We start from the raw sequence: 17,756 nt of genomic DNA, 5'->3' as shown, positions 1-17,756 counted from the left end.
TCCAGGCGTTACCAACGGTCGGTCGTTCACATTGACGAATTGGACGAAGACGTCACCTGGGATAAAACATATCAAGCTTGTCGATGATGTGGTCGCGCTGCCGAATTTGTGTCCGGAGGATGACGAAATTTGCGGCAGCGTCGCTCGCGTTGTGCAAGCGGTAAATCAAACGTGAGAGGATCGTGGGAACCGACGCAAACATACCAGCCTTCGTGATCAACCTTGATCGGGACATCGCACGATGGCAGGACATCTCGGGTGCGCTGACGCGGCTCGAAGTCCCCTTTGAACGAATCCCCGCGATCGATGCCAAGAAACGGATGACGCTTATTCGCCGAGTGATCCGTCGCGACTTCCAATTTGCGCCGGCCAATCGCGCGATGAAGGCGGGTGAAATCGGCTGCTACCTATCGCACATCGCGGCGCTGAAACGCATCGTGCGCAAAAACCTGCCGGCGGCGATCATCTTCGAGGACGATGCCGCCTTCGATGTACGTTTTCCGCAATTCTACAGACACGACCTGCCGCGCTTCCTGATGACGAGCGATATTGTGAAGTTCGAAGGCATTCACTATGTGCACACGTCCAAATCGGGCGTCTCGCTCATCAAGGGTGAAGCGGCTCAGCTCGTCGTCCCCCTGAAGCCCGCGCTTGGATCTGCCGCCTATGCCGTCACCCGAACGGGCGCAATCAAGCTCATCAAAGCGCTGTCGGTCGCTGACCGGCCATTGGACCACAAGCTGGTCTACTACGATCGGCACGGAATCGATTTTGCCGAGACCCAACCGTTTCTCGTCAGACAAGCCGACTACGACAGCAGCATCGAGCTGCGCAATCTCGATGCGCCCCCGCTACAGCCCGCGGAGCGGCTTCGCCGAGAGGTTGCCTCCGTTGGTCGTGGCGCGAAGCGGATCGCCTATGTCGCAAGGCTGTTGATCAAGCGGCGACTGCTCGGCGCGAAATCTCCCTCTGCCGCCTGATCCCGAGCAGCCGATGCGCGCCTTCGGCGCCGGCATCGGCACTCTGTTCCGAGTGTTCATTCGAGATCGAGCGATGAAGAAGATTCTCTGGATCGTCGGCCGCATCCCCTCGCCGCTCTTCAGTGGCGACGCGCTCTATTCCGCGGGGATACTCACGGCGCTGTCGAGAACCGGACAGGCCGAGGTGACAGTGGTCGGCTGCCGGCGTGAGGACGCGCCGGTCGAAGACCGCCTGCTTCGCTTGCCGGGCATAGTTTTTGCCGAGGCGCCGTGGCCGCGACGGCTCGGAATCCGGAGCTTGCTGACGTCATCGCCGAGAGACGCCTATTGCCTCGCGCCACCTTCGATCGGGACCACGCTCGCCGAGCTCCTGAACCAGCGCTGGGACTGGATCGTGTTCGATCACGCGCGATCAGGCGCGTTGCTACCGATGGTCCTGAAGCAGCGGAAGCGAGCCTCGATCTGCTATCTGGCGCATAACGCCGAGGGCAAGATCAGGCCCGCGATCGCCAATGACTTCACCAACCCGCTGCGCCGCGCGATCATGCGCTGGGATGCTGAAAAGTACCGGCGGCTGGAGCAACGCATCGTCGACGCCGCAGACAGCATTCTTTGCATCACCGACGCCGACGCCGCCTATTTCGCGCAGCCCGGCAAGACCACGTTCGTGGTCCCGCCGATCTATCTCGGAGCGGCCGCGCCGAGCGATCGCATCGAGTCAACCCGACCGAAGTCCATCCTGCTGCTCGGCTCGTTCGAATGGGTCGCGAAACAGCGCAATCTCGAGCACATCATCGGCACGCTGCTGCCGACTCTGAAGCGCCAGAACGTCACCCTAGATGTGGTCGGAAACGTTCCTGAGGACATCAAGGCGCGTTATGCCCATGAACGGCCGCACCTGGTGTTCCATGGTCCGGTGGCCGATCTCGCGAACGTGCTTGCGAGATCGCGCGCAGGGCTTGTTGCGGAGACGCTTGGCGGAGGGTTCAAATTGAAGCTCTTGGACTACGCCTTCGCACGGCTTCCCATCTTCGGACTTCGCGCGGCCGTCGACGGCACCACGGCCGATGAGCAATCGGCGATGTATCTCGCCGACACCATGGACGACCTAGCAAAGACCATCGTGGACGGAATCGACGACCTGGCTGGCCTCAACCGGAACCAGACCAAACTGTTCGAACTGATGTCGAACCGCTTCGGGCTCGAGCAGGGAACCAGGCGCCTGCACGATATCCTGGTAGAGAGGGCTGGCGCGGCGCCATGACTGGAACCGTGCATCGATCGATACAAGTTGCCGGATTGTGCTAGCGTGACCTCGATCCACCCGGGCAAACGTCGCTATGACTCTTGAGATTCAGGTTCCGATGGCGCCCCTGGGCGGGGCAGCGCAGCTGGCACCGTCGGGCACCGAGCTCAGCAAATCGGGCCGGCGTGCTGTCTGGATGTCGCTCATCTCCGTTCTGTTCCTGTCGCAGATCGCCTACAACATCAACACGTTCCCGGCATCGACCGACCTCATCTGCTATGCCGCCGTGACGGCCTATCTGCTGGTCAGCGGCTTTGCGTCGATCGGGTTCCTGTCTCTGGCACTGTTCATCGCCGCGCTGGTGATGGCCTGCTTCGGGACGGCGACCGCGACGTCGTCGACGTCGTGGACCTCGCTGATGCTGCTTTTCGTTCTTTATGCGCCGTTCGCCATTCGGTTGAAGGGGGAGCCGGAGGGCGCCCACGAGTATGTCCTGTCTGCCTACGTTTCAGCAGCGACCTGCATCGCCTGCATTGCGATCGTCCAGATCGTACTGGTCAACGCCACCAAATCGTCGCTACTGACCAACATCTACTTCACCCTGCCCGAAGCCATTCGCGGTGCCGGACACTACACCTTCGTTCGCGAGGGCGGCGGAATCATCAAACCAAACGGCTTTTTTCTGCGCGAGTCGGCGGATCTTTCGCTCGTCGTTGCGCTGGCGCTCCTGATCGAGTTCGGGTCGCGGGCGAGGCTGCGTATCATGGGCATTCTCGCGGCGGGACTGCTTTGCTCGCTATCCGGCACCGGCCTCCTTGCGATCACCGCGGGGTTTTTGCTGCCAAGATCGCTCCTTCGCATCCCGCTCTTCGTCGTATATCTCACCGGACTGGTCCTGGCGCTGTATCTGCTCTACAGCCTTGGCATCCCGGGCCTGGACCTGTGGTTCGATCGCCTCTCCGAATTTCAGACGCCGAATACCAGCGCTTATGCGCGCTTCGTCGCACCAATGGAAATGATCGGCCACAGCCTGGACAACGGTCCTCTCGCCACCTGGTTCGGCAACGGCGCAGGCAGCTATCTCAGGGACGTTCAGCTCTATCACATGAACTATGAGGTCAACGACCCGACCTGGGCGAAGCTCATCTATGAGTACGGCGTGCTCGGATTTGTCCTGATCTTTGCCATTCTCGCGCAACGATTGTATTCGAGCCGGTTGCGCATTGAGATCTGCAACTTTCTGATGTTCAGCTGGATCAGCGTCGGCGTCGTGCTCAAGCCGAGCTTCGCGCTTGTCGTCTGGTTGCTGACCTTGGTCGGACAGTCGGCAAGCCGACCGACGACCCAACGCGCAAGACCACGAGCGGGTTGAGCTCCCTCCAGCTTGCTGTGGCGCAGGTTGCGCATGATCTTTCTCTCACGCGCTCCTTGCAGCGCGACGCCCGATTGAACGTTGCTCTGGTTCAAGCGGACTCTGGTCGCAAAAACAACGCATAGCGTCCACACGAACAACGAAGTCAGTCGGAATATGGGAGGCCTCGTCAAAGAACCGGCCGCCATGAGCATCGGCGGCCGTGCTTCGCACCGCAGACGCCCGAAATGCGATGGACCGATGGCCGCGCATGCAAGGTGTTACGCGGATCCATTAGGGACGCCTTTCGGGCAGTGGCGATCAGCTTCGGGAGACCGCGTTGCCCAGGCTCCTCTCCATCCAGTATTTGAGAGCGTTTGCGGCCTTCGGGGTCGTCGCCTTTCACGCGCAAGGCTTCACCTACGGCCGGGCGCTTGTCATTGGCAGCGCCGGCGTCGACATATTCTTTGTCGTCAGCGGATTTGTGATGTGGACAGTGTCCGCGTACCGCCCGCAGACGCCGGCAGAGTTCTTTGTGAACCGCCTAATCCGGATCGTCCCGATGTACTGGTTCGTGACGCTGTCCTTCGTTGCCGCGGCCATCGTGCTTCCAACGCTGTTTCCGCGGCTGGTCGTCAGCGCCACACACACACTCGCATCCCTTTTCTTTGTTCCAATGCGATCTCCGAGCAACGGCGAGATCTGGCCGGTCGTGGTGCCGGGGTGGACCCTGAACTGCGAGATGTTCTTCTATGCCGTTTTTGCCCTGGCACTCTTCCTCACGAGCACCACGACGCGGCTCGTCTTTCTCGCCATGACGTTCTTCGTGCTTATCCTGGTCGGCCGTATCTACACCGGCGACAATCCGGCGATCACATTCTACACCGACCCAATCATGCTCGAGTTCCCATCGGGGATTCTGCTGGGCAGAGCCCTCGAGCAGGATCGCTTGCCGCGGCTACGCTGGGGCTATGTGCTGCTGGTCGCCGGTGCGTGGCTGTTTGCCGCTTCCGCCTGGTTCGATGTCAGCTCACCGCGCGTGCTGGCGTGGGGCATTCCTGCGTTTCTGGTCGTGGCTGGGGCCGTCATCATCGAAAAGAACCGGAGCGTCCCGCTTGTTCCTGCACTTGCCCTGCTCGGCGATGCCTCATACTCGATCTACCTCACGCACACTCTCACCATTTCCGCGATCGGGAAATTCAAGGCATATTTCAATGCACCGGTATTTTTCGTTGCCAGCCTGACGCTTTCCGCCTTGATCGGCGTTGCGGCATGGCGGCTGGTCGAGCGCCCGTTCGCCGAGTTTCTGAAGCCTCGTCCCAGGCTCCGGCAGCCGCATCTGGCCGAGTGAATCGTGCCTGGTTTTGCATCAGGCGGCCGCTGGCGCTTTCTTCACCACCCGGAGCAGGCTGAGCGCTCGCTTCATCCATTGCGGCCGCGCCGTCGGCACATAACGCCAGCCCACCACGGAGCGCCGCAAGCCGCGCGGGCCGAACAGCGCAAGGATCATCCACAGCAACAGCGACGTCCGCTGCGCCTGTGAGAAACCTTGCGGAAATGCCAATGCCTTGAAAGTGGCAGACGCAATCTGCATCGCACTGTCACCGGCAATAGGATGGATGTCGGGCCGCAGGGAATACGACGCTGCACGCAGGCAAAGGAACAGCAAATTCCTGTTGAGCGCGCCCGCATCCACCGGCATACCCGCGCTGCTCGCCACTTCCGTGAAGAATTTGTGACGCCGACGCGTGAGGTCGACTTCGCGCGCGAAGCGGCTGTCGTCCAGCTCAAGATGCGCGCCATGGTTTAATCCATGAACGCGATAGTCGACCAGCGGCTTGGGGATCGTGATGACGTCGCCGTACACAGGAGCTGCCGCAATCAGATAGCTGTCGGGCGCGCGATCGATGAAATCAGATTCAAAATTGAAGATTCGCTCGACCACCGACCGCGGATAGGCGCTGCCCGATCCCGGAGGTGTCGGATAGACACCGGTCGTCGTAACCCAGGAGCGAATGTCCTGAGGCGTGGGATGTGAGTAATACTGCGGCAGGATGCTGCCCGTCGGGTTTCCCCGGGCGTCGACAACTCGCATCTGAAACTGAAACTTGCTCGCGGCATCGGACCAGGCTGCCGCAATTTCGGTCATGATGTCCGGATGAAGGGCATCGTCGGAGTCGAGAAAGATCACGACGTCGCCAGTGCAGCGACGGAACCCGTTGACACAAGACGGCATCTGGCCAGCGTTCGCCTGGCTGATGACGGTGATCTTTTCAGCATACGCCTTGATCACCTCGAGCGAGTTGTCCGTCGATCCATCATCAACGACGATCACCTCGACGTTCGGCCAGCGAATGTCGAGCGCGCTCCTGACCGCGGTGCCTACGTAATCGGCGTAATTGTGATTGGGAATTACGACCGACAAGGCGAGTTCATTCGTCACTTCGGGTTCCTCATGCGCAATCCAAACCGAGTTCCTATTGCGTATTTGCGCGGCGTGACAACAGATTATCGTAGCACCCGCAAGCGTTGCATTCCTGATAGCGTCGTAATCGTGTCATTGCGTCCGCATATGTGGCCGCGTCTTCACTCGCCATGAAACTGTCGAATTATGGATAAAGATTGTGGCTAACAACAGCGAGGGGAAACGCAAGCAAGTCGGGCAATGATCCAGTTGCCAACGTAAAGGAAACGGCCGTGTCCGCAGAGCTGTATCGAGAACTCGCCTGGCTTCCAAAACCTCCGTCCGATTTCTCGATCCGCTGCAAGGAACTCGCAAACGGTTCCGGCGACGCGCTCGGAAAGAAAATCAGAGCACTCGCGACCTACGCACTCGATGAGGCGCAACTGTCCAGACTCGGACGGACGATTCGATCGTTGCAAGCCGGCGGCGCCTCCCTTGCACCGCTCGTGCCATTTCGGCTCGGCCTGATCGGGAACGGAACGCTCGATCTGATCGTTCCCGTTCTGGTTGCAGCGGCGGCTCGCCACGGCTTTGCGCTCGAATGCGTCACCGGCGCCTATGATCAGTATCTGCAGGACGCGCTGCAGCCGGACTCCCCTCTCAACAAGGCGCGGCCCGACGCGGTTCTCGTTGCGCTCGATCATCGGGGACTGTCGCTGCAACCGTGCCCGGGCAATGAGCAACTGGCCGCCGAAGCCGTTGACGCGGCAATTGGATTGCTCGATTCGATCCGCACCGGCATTTCGCGCAACAGCGGCGCGCTGTGCATTCTGCAAACGCTCGCCGCGCCGCCCGAAAGCCTGTTCGGATCCTTCGACCGGTCTCTGGTTGGCACAGCCCGCAATCTGGTCGACCGCTTCAATCAGAAGATCTCCGCCGCCGTGCTGCAGTCGACCGACATGATGCTCGACGTCGCCGGCATCGCCGAGACCGTTGGCCTGGCCGATTGGCACTCTCCGGCGCAGTGGAATCTCGCAAAATTGCCGTTCGCGGATGCTCTGGTGCCACTCTACGCCGAGCATGTCGTGCGCATCATCGGCGCGCTTCGCGGCAAGAGCCGTCGCGTTCTCGTGCTCGATCTCGATAACACCGTCTGGGGCGGCGTAATCGGCGACGACGGCATGGAAGGCATCCAGATCGCCCAGGGCGATGCCACCGGCGAGGCCCATCTTGCCGTGCAGCAACTCGCGTTGGCGGTACGGGCGCGCGGCATCGTGCTCGCGGTGAGCTCGAAAAATACCGACAGCGTTGCGCGGCGGCCGTTCAGGGAACACCCTGACATGCTGTTGAAGGAAGAGCATATCGCTGTGTTCCAGGCCAACTGGAACGACAAGGCGACCAACATCCGCGCCATCGCCAAGGAGCTCGCTCTCGGCCTCGATTCCTTCGTCTTCCTCGATGACAATCCGGTCGAACGCGGCTTGATCCGGCAGGAGCTTCCGGAGGTGGCGGTGCCCGAATTGGATGCCGATCCCGCCAGCTACGCTCGCACGCTGGCCGCTGCCGGCTACTTCGAGGCCATCAATTTCTCCGAGGAGGACCGCGCACGCGCCGAAATGTATCAGGCCAATGCACGCCGGCTCAGCCTGCAGGGCCAAGCAACCGATCTGAAGTCCTATCTGCGGTCGTTGGATATGCGCATCGTGTTCGGCCCCTTCGACCGGACGACGCGCGCCCGCGTGACGCAACTCATCAACAAGAGCAACCAGTTCAATCTGACGACGCGACGCTACACTGAATCGCAGGTCGAGCAGTTGGAAGGCGACGACGCTGTCATGACGCTGCATGCGCGACTGATCGACAAGTTCGGCGACAACGGCATCATCTGCGTGGTCATCTGTCGTGCGACCAGCCGTGAGACCTGGACGATTGACAGCTGGCTGATGAGCTGCCGGGTGCTTGGACGATGCGTCGAGCAAGCCGTGCTGGCCGAGATCGTGCTGCAGGCACGCGCCGCCGGCGTCACGACCCTGGAGGGCGTCTATCTTCCGACCGACAGGAACGAGATGGTCCGCGACCACTACGGCAAGCTCGGCTTCGTGCGCCTCGACGATGGCGCCGACGGAAGCAGCCGCTGGGCGCTCCGGACCGACGTTGAACTGGAGGCCTTACCAATGACGGTTCAGCGCGAGGAGAAGCAGTTTGAGCCGGCTTGATCGGATCAGATCGCCGACAACTTGAACGAAAACCTCGGACAGCCTTGAGCCAACGGACATGAGTCTGACATCCCCTCTGTTTTTTGCTTTTCTTGCTGCGGTCGTTATCGCCTTTCACATCAGTGAATCGGTCCCCTACCGACGCTTCGTGCTCGGGGCCGCGAACGCAATCTTCATCGCAAGCTACCTGAGCAACGTCACGCAGGTGCTGCCGCTGCTCGCCTTCCTGGGGCTCGGCTATGCCTCCATATACGCGCTTTACCGCCGCCAATCGCCTCTCGTGCTGGCGGCGGGCGTCGTCGCGATCCTGTGCTGCTACGTATTTCTGAAACGATTCTCCTTCTTCGAGGGGTTGGGCCAGCTTCCGTTCCCGTATCTGACCATCGGGCTGTCCTACATCCTGTTCCGCATCCTGCACATCATGGTGGATGTGCGATCCGGGGACCTCACCGAGCGAATTGGTCCGCTGGCGTTCTTTCGTTTCACTTGCAACTTCCTGTGCTTCGTCTCCGGCCCGATCCAGCGCTATCAGGATTTCAGCGCGATGGACGGGAAGGCGGCGGTTCAGATCGACGCATCGGTGGTTTATGCCGCGTTTTCCAGAATCGCCACCGGCTATGTGAAGTTTGTCATCATTGCCGCGACCGCCGACTACGCCTTCACGTTCGTCAGTCCGCACCTGTTGCAGCCGTCCGGCTATTCGTTCCTTAAGCTTTGCGCCGTCTACGCCACGGTCGCATCGCTCTATACGGTCTATCTGTACTTCAATTTCTCCGGGTACATGGACATCGTGATCGGTATCGGAACCCTGCTCGGGCAGACGTTGCCGGAGAACTTCGACCGGCCGTTCTCGGCGCGCAGCTTCCTTGAATTCTGGCAGCGCTGGCACATGACGCTGTCGCAGTGGTTCAAATTCTATCTATTCAACCCGCTCCTGATGCTCCTGATGACCTGGCTGCCCTCGCCGGCGCTCACGTCCTACCTGGGTGTTCTCGCGTTCTTCATCACGTTCGGTGTGATGGGCATCTGGCACGGCACGACCGCGGTCTTCGTCATCTACGGCCTCCTGATGGGTGCCGGCGCAAGCATCAACAAGCTCTGGCAGGTGGCGTGCACCGAACGCCTTGGCAAGAAGCGCTATCGCGCGCTGACCGAATCCACCGCCTACATCTATTCGGCGCGCGGCCTTACGGTTGCCTATTTCGTGCTCGCATTGACCTGCCTCTGGGTCCCCGAACTGCCTCAATTCACCTCTCTGCTGGCGCGGCTCGGCATCGCCGGCGTAGTTGCCACTTTCGTCGTGGTGGCGGCCGCGTTCGGGATCGCAGCGTTCATCCTGGATGTCGTCCAGGCTCGCCTTCGCATCCCGACGCTGTCGGGGATCAACGGCGGCGCGATCACCAGGAATCTGCACCTGGCAGGGAAGATGATGGCAATCGTCGCCGTCGCGACCCTGCTGCATAAGGCACCGGACTTCGTCTACAAGGCGTTCTGAAATTGAAATACATCCTTCGACAGTCGGCGTTGACCTTGTTGTCATTCGCCTTTCTTTACGTGCTGCTCGCCGGCGCGTCGTTCCTCGTGTTTCCTGATCCATCGAGCGCCGGCCCGCGGGATTTCCAGGCCGCGGAACGAACGCTCTACATGACAGTTCCCAAATACGTCTTCCTCGGCCGCAGCGTGCTCGCCAACCCGGACCGGAAGATCATTCTGGTGGGAGCGTCGAATACCGGGGTCGGGTTCCGGCAGAAGCTCGTGCAGTCGAAACTCGGCTGCGCCAAGGTCAGCAACCTCGCGATGGGCGGCGCCAACATCTCCGAGGTCAAGCAGGTGATCAACCTGGTCCACGAGGTGCAGACCGATCGGGAACGCCAGCAGAACACCTTCGTCATCGGCATCTGGTTCGGCATGTTCATGGATTCGGATGTGCATTTCTCGGACGGCGATCGCCATCGCGGCGAGACCGATGTCGATATCGAACGATACCGGTACGGCTTCTATCGTCGCACCTCGGATGGTCCGGTTGCGGTGCTGCCACCGCAATGGCTCGACGCGGGTGTGATGGCGATCCGGCCGTTCCTGCTGATCGAGAAGGTCGCGCGCGAGGCCAGAGCCGGCGTCAATCTTCTGCTGACCGGCCGCACCAGCGCACAGCGTACCGACGACGAGCGCGAAAGCGTCGTGATGTCGGACGCGGACAAGCAAAAGGCGCTGGTGTACTGGAAGGAGAGCATGGGGCGAACGAGCGACATTTCTCCAGCCCAGGTCGACATCCTGAAACAGACCGTTCAGGCGCTGCTGAGTTCGGGAGAGAATGTCGTGCTCGTCGACCTGCCGATCCCCGCCTGGCATCGCGATGCCAGCCCGTATGAACCGAGCTACCGACTGGCACTGAAGGACTTGCTTCGGGAATTCGGCGACCATCCGAACTTTTTGTCGCTGAGCATGGACGACCTCGACAACGACCTCGACTATTCGGACGAGGTGCATGCCAAGCGGCATTTGGCCGATGTCTGGTCGATCAGGCTGGCGAACACGCTGGATTCGTTCGTCTGCCGACAGAAGCCCGACAACGCTCCGCGGGTTACCACCCTGCGCTCTTCGGAGTTGATCGCAAACGACCCGCAGGTGAAGACCGTCCCGGGCAATTGACCGGCACGCGATCCGCACGCCGGCGCCACCACAAATCAATCGACAAAGGAAGATGCAATGCAGAAGACCGAAGTCTACAGCAAGCTCACCGCTGTTTTTCAGGACGTGTTTGACGAGGACGACCTTGCCCTTACGCCGCAAACCACGGCCGACGACGTCGATGGCTGGGACAGCCTGTCCCATATCCGCCTTGTGCTGGCCGTTTCGAAGGCCTTCGGCGTGAAATTCTCCGCATCCGAGATCGGTAACCTCAAGAATGTCGGCGAGTTCGCCGACCTGATCGAGAAGAAAGCGTAACGGCGCGTGGACTCTCCAGCGAACGACATCGCGTCGGCAACGGCGGCACTGGCTTTCCACCACTTCGGGCTTGCGGTCGCCGCTCCGGAGGAGGCTTTTCGTTACCTGGCGTCACTCGGCTATCTCGCGGGTAACTCCGCCTTTGACCCGATACAGCGGGTCAATCTCGCCATGCGGCATCACCCGGTCATGCCGGACGTCGAAGTAATCTGGCCGGGTCACGGTCCCTCTCCCATCGACAAGCTGATCAAGCGGACCGGCACCATGATCTACCATCTGTGCTACGCATGCCCCAATGCCGAACAGGCGCTGGACGCGCTGGCTGCGTCCGGGGTCGAGATCGTGCCGGTCGGCGTGCCTGCGCCGGCAGTCTTGTTCGGCGGCCAGAAAGTCTCGTTTCACCACGTTTCCGGCTTCGGCCTCATCGAGCTTCTCGAAACCGGCACTGAACCTCAAGCGATCGCATGAACAACGAGCACCGGTCACACCGCTTCGGTCACCTCATCCGCGTTCCGTGCGGCCTGGCGATCGCTGCACTGCTTGCCGCATCGTCGGCACAGGCCCAGACCGTCGGCTTCGGAAGATCGACGGCGCCAATGTACGGAGGAACCGGCGTGTCGCCAATGCCTGCGAACCCGTTCCCACCGATGAAGGGTACATATGCTCCCCCCCACAAGGCCCCGGACGGGACAGTCTGCATATCTGTTCGTCCATCTGCGCATCCGCAAACCATCAATCCGAAGATCATCGATCAGATCGTGACCGTGAACAACACTTGCGGCCAGTCCATCAACGTTCAGGTCTGCTATGCCGGCAGTTCGGACTGCATCAAGGTCGCGCTGAGCGGCTATCAGAAGCTGCAACGGATTCTCGGGATCTCGGCGGGATCGACCGCATTTCGCTACGAGTACCGCGAGCTCTATTGATGCAAGTGACACCAACCGCGGTCTTGGTCGGCTGGCACGTCGCTTGCCCGTCAATTCATATGGTCGCTCATGACATCCCGACGGAGATCCATCGCGCCGGATACAGCATCCTCACCCGAACCGGACGTTGAGCGCATGTCGAACACCACTCAGGCCATCGTGTTCGGAGGCGCCGGCTTCATCGGAACGCATCTGATGAACCGGCTCGTCGCCTCCGGACAATATGATCGGATCATTGCCGTCGACATCGGCAAACCGAGGAGCCTCGTTGCCGGCGTCGAATATGTCCATCACGATGTCCGTGAACCGGTCGATCCGCAGCTCGCAGGCGGCGTACCCGCCGACGTCTTCAATCTCGCGGCAATCCACACGACGCCGGGCCACCCGGATGGCGAGTATTACTACACCAATGTCCTCGGTGCCGTGAACGTGTGCCGGTTTGCCAACGAGACCGGCAGCCGGAACATCATCTTCACGAGCTCGATATCCATCTACGGTCCGAGCGAAGCCCCGCTTGATGAAGACTCTCAGCCCGCGCCGGTCAGCGCCTACGGCCGTTCGAAGCTATCAGCCGAAGCCATCCATCGCCTGTGGCAGTCCGAGGACGCGGCACGCCGACTCACGATCGTTCGCCCCGCCGTCATCTACGGCCTCCATGAGGGAGGAAACTTCACGCGGCTGTCGAAGCTGATGGAGCGACGGGCTTTCGTCTATCCCGGCCGGACCGACACCATCAAGTCGTGCGGTTATGTGAAGGACCTGGTTTCGTCGATGCTTTTCATGGCGGCACGCAACGATGGCGTGTCGGTATACAACTTCTGCTACGAGCACCGCTACACGATCAGCGAGATCTGCGCAGCGTTCTCGCAAGCCGCCGGCTACAAGAGACCGACGCTGACCATTCCGATATGGTTCATGAATCTCGCCGTCCTTCCGTTCGAGGTGCTGCACAAGGCCGGCATCAAGACCGGGATCAATCGCGAACGCATTCGGAAACTATGGTTCTCAACGAACATCCTGCCGAAGCGGTTGGTCGCCAGCGGGTTCAAGTTCGACTACGACGTGCCAAGCTCGCTTCGCGAATGGAAGCACGACTCCGGCGTCAGCGACTTCGACTGATCGTCGCGCCCTGAGCTTTGCCGGGGCGAACGGCAGGTCCGCGACGAGTTGCCTGTGCCTGGCATCCCGCCGCTCGAACCGGCGCTGCCGTTCTCCGTCGGCACCAGAGCCGGTCCGCCGCGCACGAGGGTTCCCGTCTCATTCATGGAACTCGAATCTCGCGCGGTGCTGCGCCGGGATAAACGCCCTGATAGCGATGGCGATCATCCACTCGCGTCATTCTGGTTGCATTTTTGCCTTGCTCGCTTGTGGCTCGCCAATTTCCTGACGATTTGTTGTGCACATATGTGACCGCGGCAACCGGCACGGGAATTGCTCTGTCTTACCGGAACCAGGGTTGACCGGTGACGACCCGGCGCGACTACTGCAAATGCATGATGCACTGCACTCTTGCTGACACATTTGTTTGGCACGTTCGCGCCGCTGATGCATTCAGCCTGGGCTGTTTGCTCACTCCGACACGGCACAATCCAGGAACTCAAGCCAGGTAGACGAGCCGTATGCTCCAAACTCGAATCACACCTCCTCGCGAGATCGACTCTCCCACACAAGAATCGGCCTCGCTGGAGCAGACGGTCTCTTCCGCAATCGCGCTGATTGGCCGTCAGTACCCCGTGATCATCTTCGTGATGTGCCTGTGCATCGGCCTGGCCGGTGTTTATTTGCTGACCGCACCGAAGCGATATACCGGCACCGCCGTGCTGCTGATCGACAGCCGCAAGATGCAGGGCTTGCAGACCCAGCAGGCAACCGGCGCCGACAGTTCGATCGACTCGGCGATGGTCGACAGCCAGGTCGAAGTGCTGAAGTCGGAGACCATTGCAACAAACGTCATCAAGCAACTGCACCTGCTCGATTCGCCTGAGTTCACCGACGATGAAGCCGGGCTGCTCACCAGCATTTCGAACCTGTTTTCCTGGATGTTTCCCGAGCAACGTCCGTCCGAGGCCGCGTTGATGCGAATCGCGATTGGCAAGGTGCTCGGGTATCTCTCGATCAAGCGCGTCGGTCTGAGCTATGTTATCGAGATTTCCTATCAGTCGCGTTCGCCCGACGAGGCCGCCCGCATCGCCAATGCGGTGGCCGAAGGCTACATCAACGATTCGCTGGAATCGAAATATCAGGCGTCGCGGCGCGCGGCGGTTTGGCTGCAGGATCGGCTGAAAGAGCTGCGGACGGAGGCTTCCACCGCGGAACGCGCAGTCGTCGACTTCAAGGCGAAGAACAACATCGTCGATGCCGGCGGGCGCCTGCTTACCGAGCAGCAGCTGGCGGAGATCAACAGTTCGCTGACGCAGGCTCGCGCGCAGCGCGCCGAAGCGCAGGCCAAGCTCGAGCGGATCACGGCGATCCTGAATTCGGATGACGGCGACTCCAAGGTCATTCTGAACGACCTGGCGACCGTGACCGACACCATGAACAATCCGGTGATCACCAAGCTGCGGCAGACCTATCTCGATTATGCTGCGCGTGAGTCCGACTGGTCCAATCGATACGGACCGACCCACCTTGCGGTCGTCAACCTGCGCAACCAGATGCGCGAAATCAGGCATTCGATCACCGACGAGCTGCGGCGCACGGCCGAGGTCTACAAAAGCGACCTCGCGATCGCGAAAGCGCGTGAGGAATCCAGCCAAAAGAGCCTGAACGATACGATCACGCTGTCCAATGGCACCAACCAGGCACAGATCGCCTTGCGCGATCTGGAGAGCAATGCACAGAGCGCCCGCGCGCTGTCCGATAACTTCCTGCAGCTCTATATGGTCTCGGTTCAGCAGCAATCGTTTCCAATCACGGAAGCACGCGTGATCACGCAGGCGTCCAACGCTCCCAACAAGACATCGCCCAAGACAACCCTCATTCTGCTGGCGACGCTGATTGGCGGCGCCATCCTCGCCGGGGGCGTTGCCGTTCTGCTCGACATGATGGACCGGGTGTTCAGAACGGTGTCTCAGGTCGAGCAATACCTCCGCACCAGCTGTCTTGCTTCGATCCCGACGATCGGGAGCGAGCAGAACCAGGGTCTGGCCGGGCACACCCTGCTGTCCAGGGCAGGACGGCTGCTCGCAAGGCGGAAGAAGCAACCCCAGCCGGCGGCACCGAAGTCGGTTCCCGCGGCAGCTTCGGGTCCGCCGCTGGGAAAATCCGAACCCAGATCGAAACAACCGCAGCCGCATGGCGATCGTCTGCTGACGGCCAACCAGAGCGTCGGCAGATACGTGATCAACTCGCCCTTCTCGCGTTTTGCCGAAGGCTTTCGCTCGATCAAGCTTGCATGCGATCTCAGCAGCTACGGATCGGCCAACAAGGTGGTGGGCATTACGTCCGGGCTTCCCAATGAAGGCAAATCCACCGTCAGCGAGGCGCTCGCCCAGACCGTCGCACAAAGCGGCGCCCGCACGCTCCTGATCGACGGTGACATCCGCAATCCAAGCCTCACTGCGAGGCTGGCCCCCTCCGCGCATGCCGGCTTGATCGATGTCGTTATTGGCAGGGTGGATTGGACGGATGCGGTTTGGATCGATCCCCAGACCAATCTCCATTTCATGCCCTGCGTCGTGACCTCACGCTTCTCCAATTCCAGCGACGTGCTGGCCTCGCCGCAAATGGAACGGCTGTTCCAGAATCTGCGGGAACACTACGATCGCATCATCCTCGACCTTAGCCCGCTCGCACCGGTGATCGACGTTCGGGCCACCGGCGCGTTGGCGGACTCGTACATTCTGGTCGTCGAATGGGCCAAGGCCAAGGTCGATATTCTCGAGCGCGTGCTGAGCGAGACTCCGATCGTCCGCGAACGCATGCTTGGCGCAATCCTCAACAAGGTGAACATGGCGGTGATGAGCCGCTACGACATTTACAGCGCCGGCTACTACCGCAATCGGTACTACAAGAGATACGGATACGTCGACTAAGCATGATCCGTCGAAGGAACGACCTTATCGTCCGGTCGGTCAGCGGCGCGGGTCGCTCGGCTGCGCCCCGTGCCATAGGCTGATCCCATTTCTTTGTGTCCCGGAGCGCCCGCGGTCGGGGTTCGGGAGTAGCGGCCGCGCTCACTGGATGGCTTTTAGCCAGAGCATGATCCGGAAAAGTGTGAAGCGGTTTTCCCTCGCGACAAACGCGAAGCGTTTGCGCGGAGATCATGCTCCAACGAAGAGCTAAAGCGCGATGATGATTCAACCTGATCTCATCGCGCTTTAGCCAAACGGCATCGCGCTCCGGCCTCGATCCGCGATGTCGATCTCCACGGGGCGCTGAGACGGCGATGCCGGCCCAGCGCCCCTGATTACGCGAGCATCACTGCCGCGAGTTGATCCGCAGGATCTGCGCGTTGTTCGCGGCGACGATCGTGCTGTTGGCGGTGCCGACCACCGCCTGGACGAACGTCAGGAACTTGGTCGTGTCGACCGTGGCAGCGTTTGCGGCAAACAACACATCCTTATCCCGCATTTCAAACTTGCTGGCGAGGAAGAAGCCGGACGGATCGCGGAAGTCGGCGTTGTAGACCACGGGTACCAGCGGGCCGGTGAACTTGGAGCAGTCGACACCCAGCCGCTCCACCAGCTCACGCGGCTCGCGCCGATAGACATAGACGCCCGCCGGCTCGGCCTGCGCGTCAATCAGGCCGCCGGCCTTGGCCATCGCCTGCGCCATCGTGATCTTCCACATATCGAATGGGAACTGGGCCTGACCGCCGAAGTTTCCGCCGATCGTGAACGCGCCGAAGGCGAGGAAGACCTGCGGTTCGCGGTAGACATAGATCGTGTCGCCGGGATGGATCCAGACGTTGTTAGCCGGCTGATACATCAGGGCGCCGAACGGAACGGTGGCGCGCTTGCCGCCGCGCTCCAACGTCACCCAGCTCTCCCAGCCCGGCCCCGCCAAGCCGCCGGCGCGCGCGATCAAGTCGAGGATACGCTCGCCGGCCGCATTGGCCGTCAAGCGAGCTGGCGTTTTCACTTCGCCCAGCACGCTGATGAGTGACGTGTTTTGCGTGATCAGGGACACCACCACCTGGGGCTCAATGGCGCGGTTTCCAATTGCCTTCACGATGTCCCGCTGGATATCAACCGGGGTCCGGCCGTTGGCCTTCACTTGACCTGCATAGGGGACTGTAATGTTCCCGTTCAAATCAACATTCTGGTTTGGCAACGCCACAAAGTTACCTGGCCGCACGCCCGCTTCTGCCGGAATAAACAATCCACCGGCAGCAGCTTCAAAGATCGACACCGCCACCGTGTCCCCGATGCCAAACCGGATGCCCGGCGGAGGCCGATGATCAGGAAATGACCCGGCGATGGCGCCAGGGCCGTATTCCTTCAAAATGTCGACGGCGGTCGGTGTGAGCTTGACCAATACGTAGTCCGGGCCCGATCTTGTAATCTCGCTCTTGATGACGTGATCCTCGGGGCCCGACGACGGCATGATCGAGCATCCTGCGGAAGAAAGCAGAATGCCGAGCAAGACTCCCCATACCAAAACGCTACGCCTCACAACGCGTCCCCCTCACACCAAGATACACTTCGTCAAAATCCCCAAGCCGCGTCAACGAAGCCTTAGGA

14 protein-coding genes are annotated in these 17,756 nt (G+C 60.8%); 12 read left to right on the top strand and 2 right to left on the bottom strand.

Features of this window, described 5'->3' with window-relative positions; all coding sequences use genetic code 11:
- Positions 1 to 182 precede the first annotated feature (182 nt).
- The 4 genes from XH93_RS15590 to XH93_RS15575 all read left to right on the top strand — a co-directional run bounded on the left by XH93_RS15590 (position 183) and on the right by XH93_RS15575 (position 4,928).
- Positions 183 to 980: a glycosyltransferase family 25 protein gene (locus XH93_RS15590; protein WP_172627908.1), complete on the top strand. Its 798-nt coding sequence runs from the start codon at positions 183 to 185 to the stop codon at positions 978 to 980.
- 13 nt (positions 981 to 993) lie between these two features.
- Positions 994 to 2,244 (top strand): glycosyltransferase, encoded by a 1,251-nt coding sequence (locus XH93_RS15585; RefSeq protein WP_194474200.1) that lies wholly within the window; start codon positions 994 to 996, stop codon positions 2,242 to 2,244.
- Positions 2,245 to 2,344: 100 nt separating this feature from the next.
- Positions 2,345 to 3,598, top strand: a complete 1,254-nt coding sequence (locus XH93_RS15580; RefSeq protein ID WP_194474199.1) for a hypothetical protein — start codon at positions 2,345 to 2,347, stop codon at positions 3,596 to 3,598.
- Positions 3,599 to 3,917: 319 nt separating this feature from the next.
- Positions 3,918 to 4,928: an acyltransferase gene (locus XH93_RS15575; protein WP_194474198.1), complete on the top strand. Its 1,011-nt coding sequence runs from the start codon at positions 3,918 to 3,920 to the stop codon at positions 4,926 to 4,928.
- 18 nt (positions 4,929 to 4,946) lie between these two features.
- Here the strand turns inward: XH93_RS15575 and XH93_RS15570 are convergent, their stop codons facing one another.
- Positions 4,947 to 6,020 (bottom strand): glycosyltransferase family 2 protein, encoded by a 1,074-nt coding sequence (locus tag XH93_RS15570; RefSeq protein WP_194474197.1) that lies wholly within the window; start codon positions 6,018 to 6,020, stop codon positions 4,947 to 4,949.
- A gap of 254 nt (positions 6,021 to 6,274) precedes the next feature.
- On the opposite strand from XH93_RS15570, the gene XH93_RS15565 reads away from it, so the two are divergent.
- The 8 genes from XH93_RS15565 to XH93_RS15530 all read left to right on the top strand — a co-directional run bounded on the left by XH93_RS15565 (position 6,275) and on the right by XH93_RS15530 (position 16,106).
- Positions 6,275 to 8,197: an HAD family hydrolase gene (locus XH93_RS15565; protein WP_194474196.1), complete on the top strand. Its 1,923-nt coding sequence runs from the start codon at positions 6,275 to 6,277 to the stop codon at positions 8,195 to 8,197.
- Positions 8,198 to 8,255: 58 nt separating this feature from the next.
- Positions 8,256 to 9,692 carry an MBOAT family O-acyltransferase gene (locus XH93_RS15560; RefSeq protein WP_194474195.1) on the top strand — a complete coding sequence of 479 codons (1,437 nt, stop codon included), beginning with the start codon at positions 8,256 to 8,258 and terminating at the stop codon, positions 9,690 to 9,692.
- Between the two features lie 35 nt (positions 9,693 to 9,727).
- Positions 9,728 to 10,849, top strand: a complete 1,122-nt coding sequence (locus XH93_RS15555) for a hypothetical protein (RefSeq protein ID WP_194474194.1) — start codon at positions 9,728 to 9,730, stop codon at positions 10,847 to 10,849.
- Positions 10,850 to 10,906: 57 nt separating this feature from the next.
- Entirely contained in the window at positions 10,907 to 11,146 is a 240-nt protein-coding gene (locus XH93_RS15550; RefSeq protein ID WP_139857573.1) for an acyl carrier protein, read from the top strand.
- 6 nt (positions 11,147 to 11,152) lie between these two features.
- Complete coding sequence (locus XH93_RS15545) at positions 11,153 to 11,614, top strand: VOC family protein (RefSeq protein WP_139857572.1); 462 nt, start codon at positions 11,153 to 11,155, stop codon at positions 11,612 to 11,614.
- The gene (locus XH93_RS15540) at positions 11,611 to 12,072 is read left to right on the top strand and encodes a hypothetical protein (RefSeq protein ID WP_139482365.1); all 462 of its coding nucleotides are present in this window, start codon (positions 11,611 to 11,613) and stop codon (positions 12,070 to 12,072) included. The genes XH93_RS15545 and XH93_RS15540 overlap by 4 nt, the downstream gene beginning before the upstream one ends.
- Positions 12,073 to 12,207: 135 nt before the next feature.
- Entirely contained in the window at positions 12,208 to 13,191 is a 984-nt protein-coding gene (locus XH93_RS15535) for an NAD(P)-dependent oxidoreductase (protein ID WP_194474193.1), read from the top strand.
- Between the two features lie 500 nt (positions 13,192 to 13,691).
- Entirely contained in the window at positions 13,692 to 16,106 is a 2,415-nt protein-coding gene (locus XH93_RS15530) for a polysaccharide biosynthesis tyrosine autokinase (protein ID WP_194474192.1), read from the top strand.
- Between the two features lie 385 nt (positions 16,107 to 16,491).
- On the opposite strand, the gene XH93_RS15525 is transcribed toward XH93_RS15530, so the two are convergent.
- Entirely contained in the window at positions 16,492 to 17,619 is a 1,128-nt protein-coding gene (locus tag XH93_RS15525) for a polysaccharide biosynthesis/export family protein (RefSeq protein WP_139482767.1), read from the bottom strand.
- Positions 17,620 to 17,756 lie beyond the last annotated feature (137 nt).

Source organism: Bradyrhizobium sp. CCBAU 51753 (genome assembly GCF_015291565.1).
Lineage (GTDB): Bacteria > Pseudomonadota > Alphaproteobacteria > Rhizobiales > Xanthobacteraceae > Bradyrhizobium > Bradyrhizobium ivorense.
The sequence above is the reverse complement of the archived record's forward strand: the minus strand, read 5'-3'. Positions and strand labels throughout refer to the sequence as shown.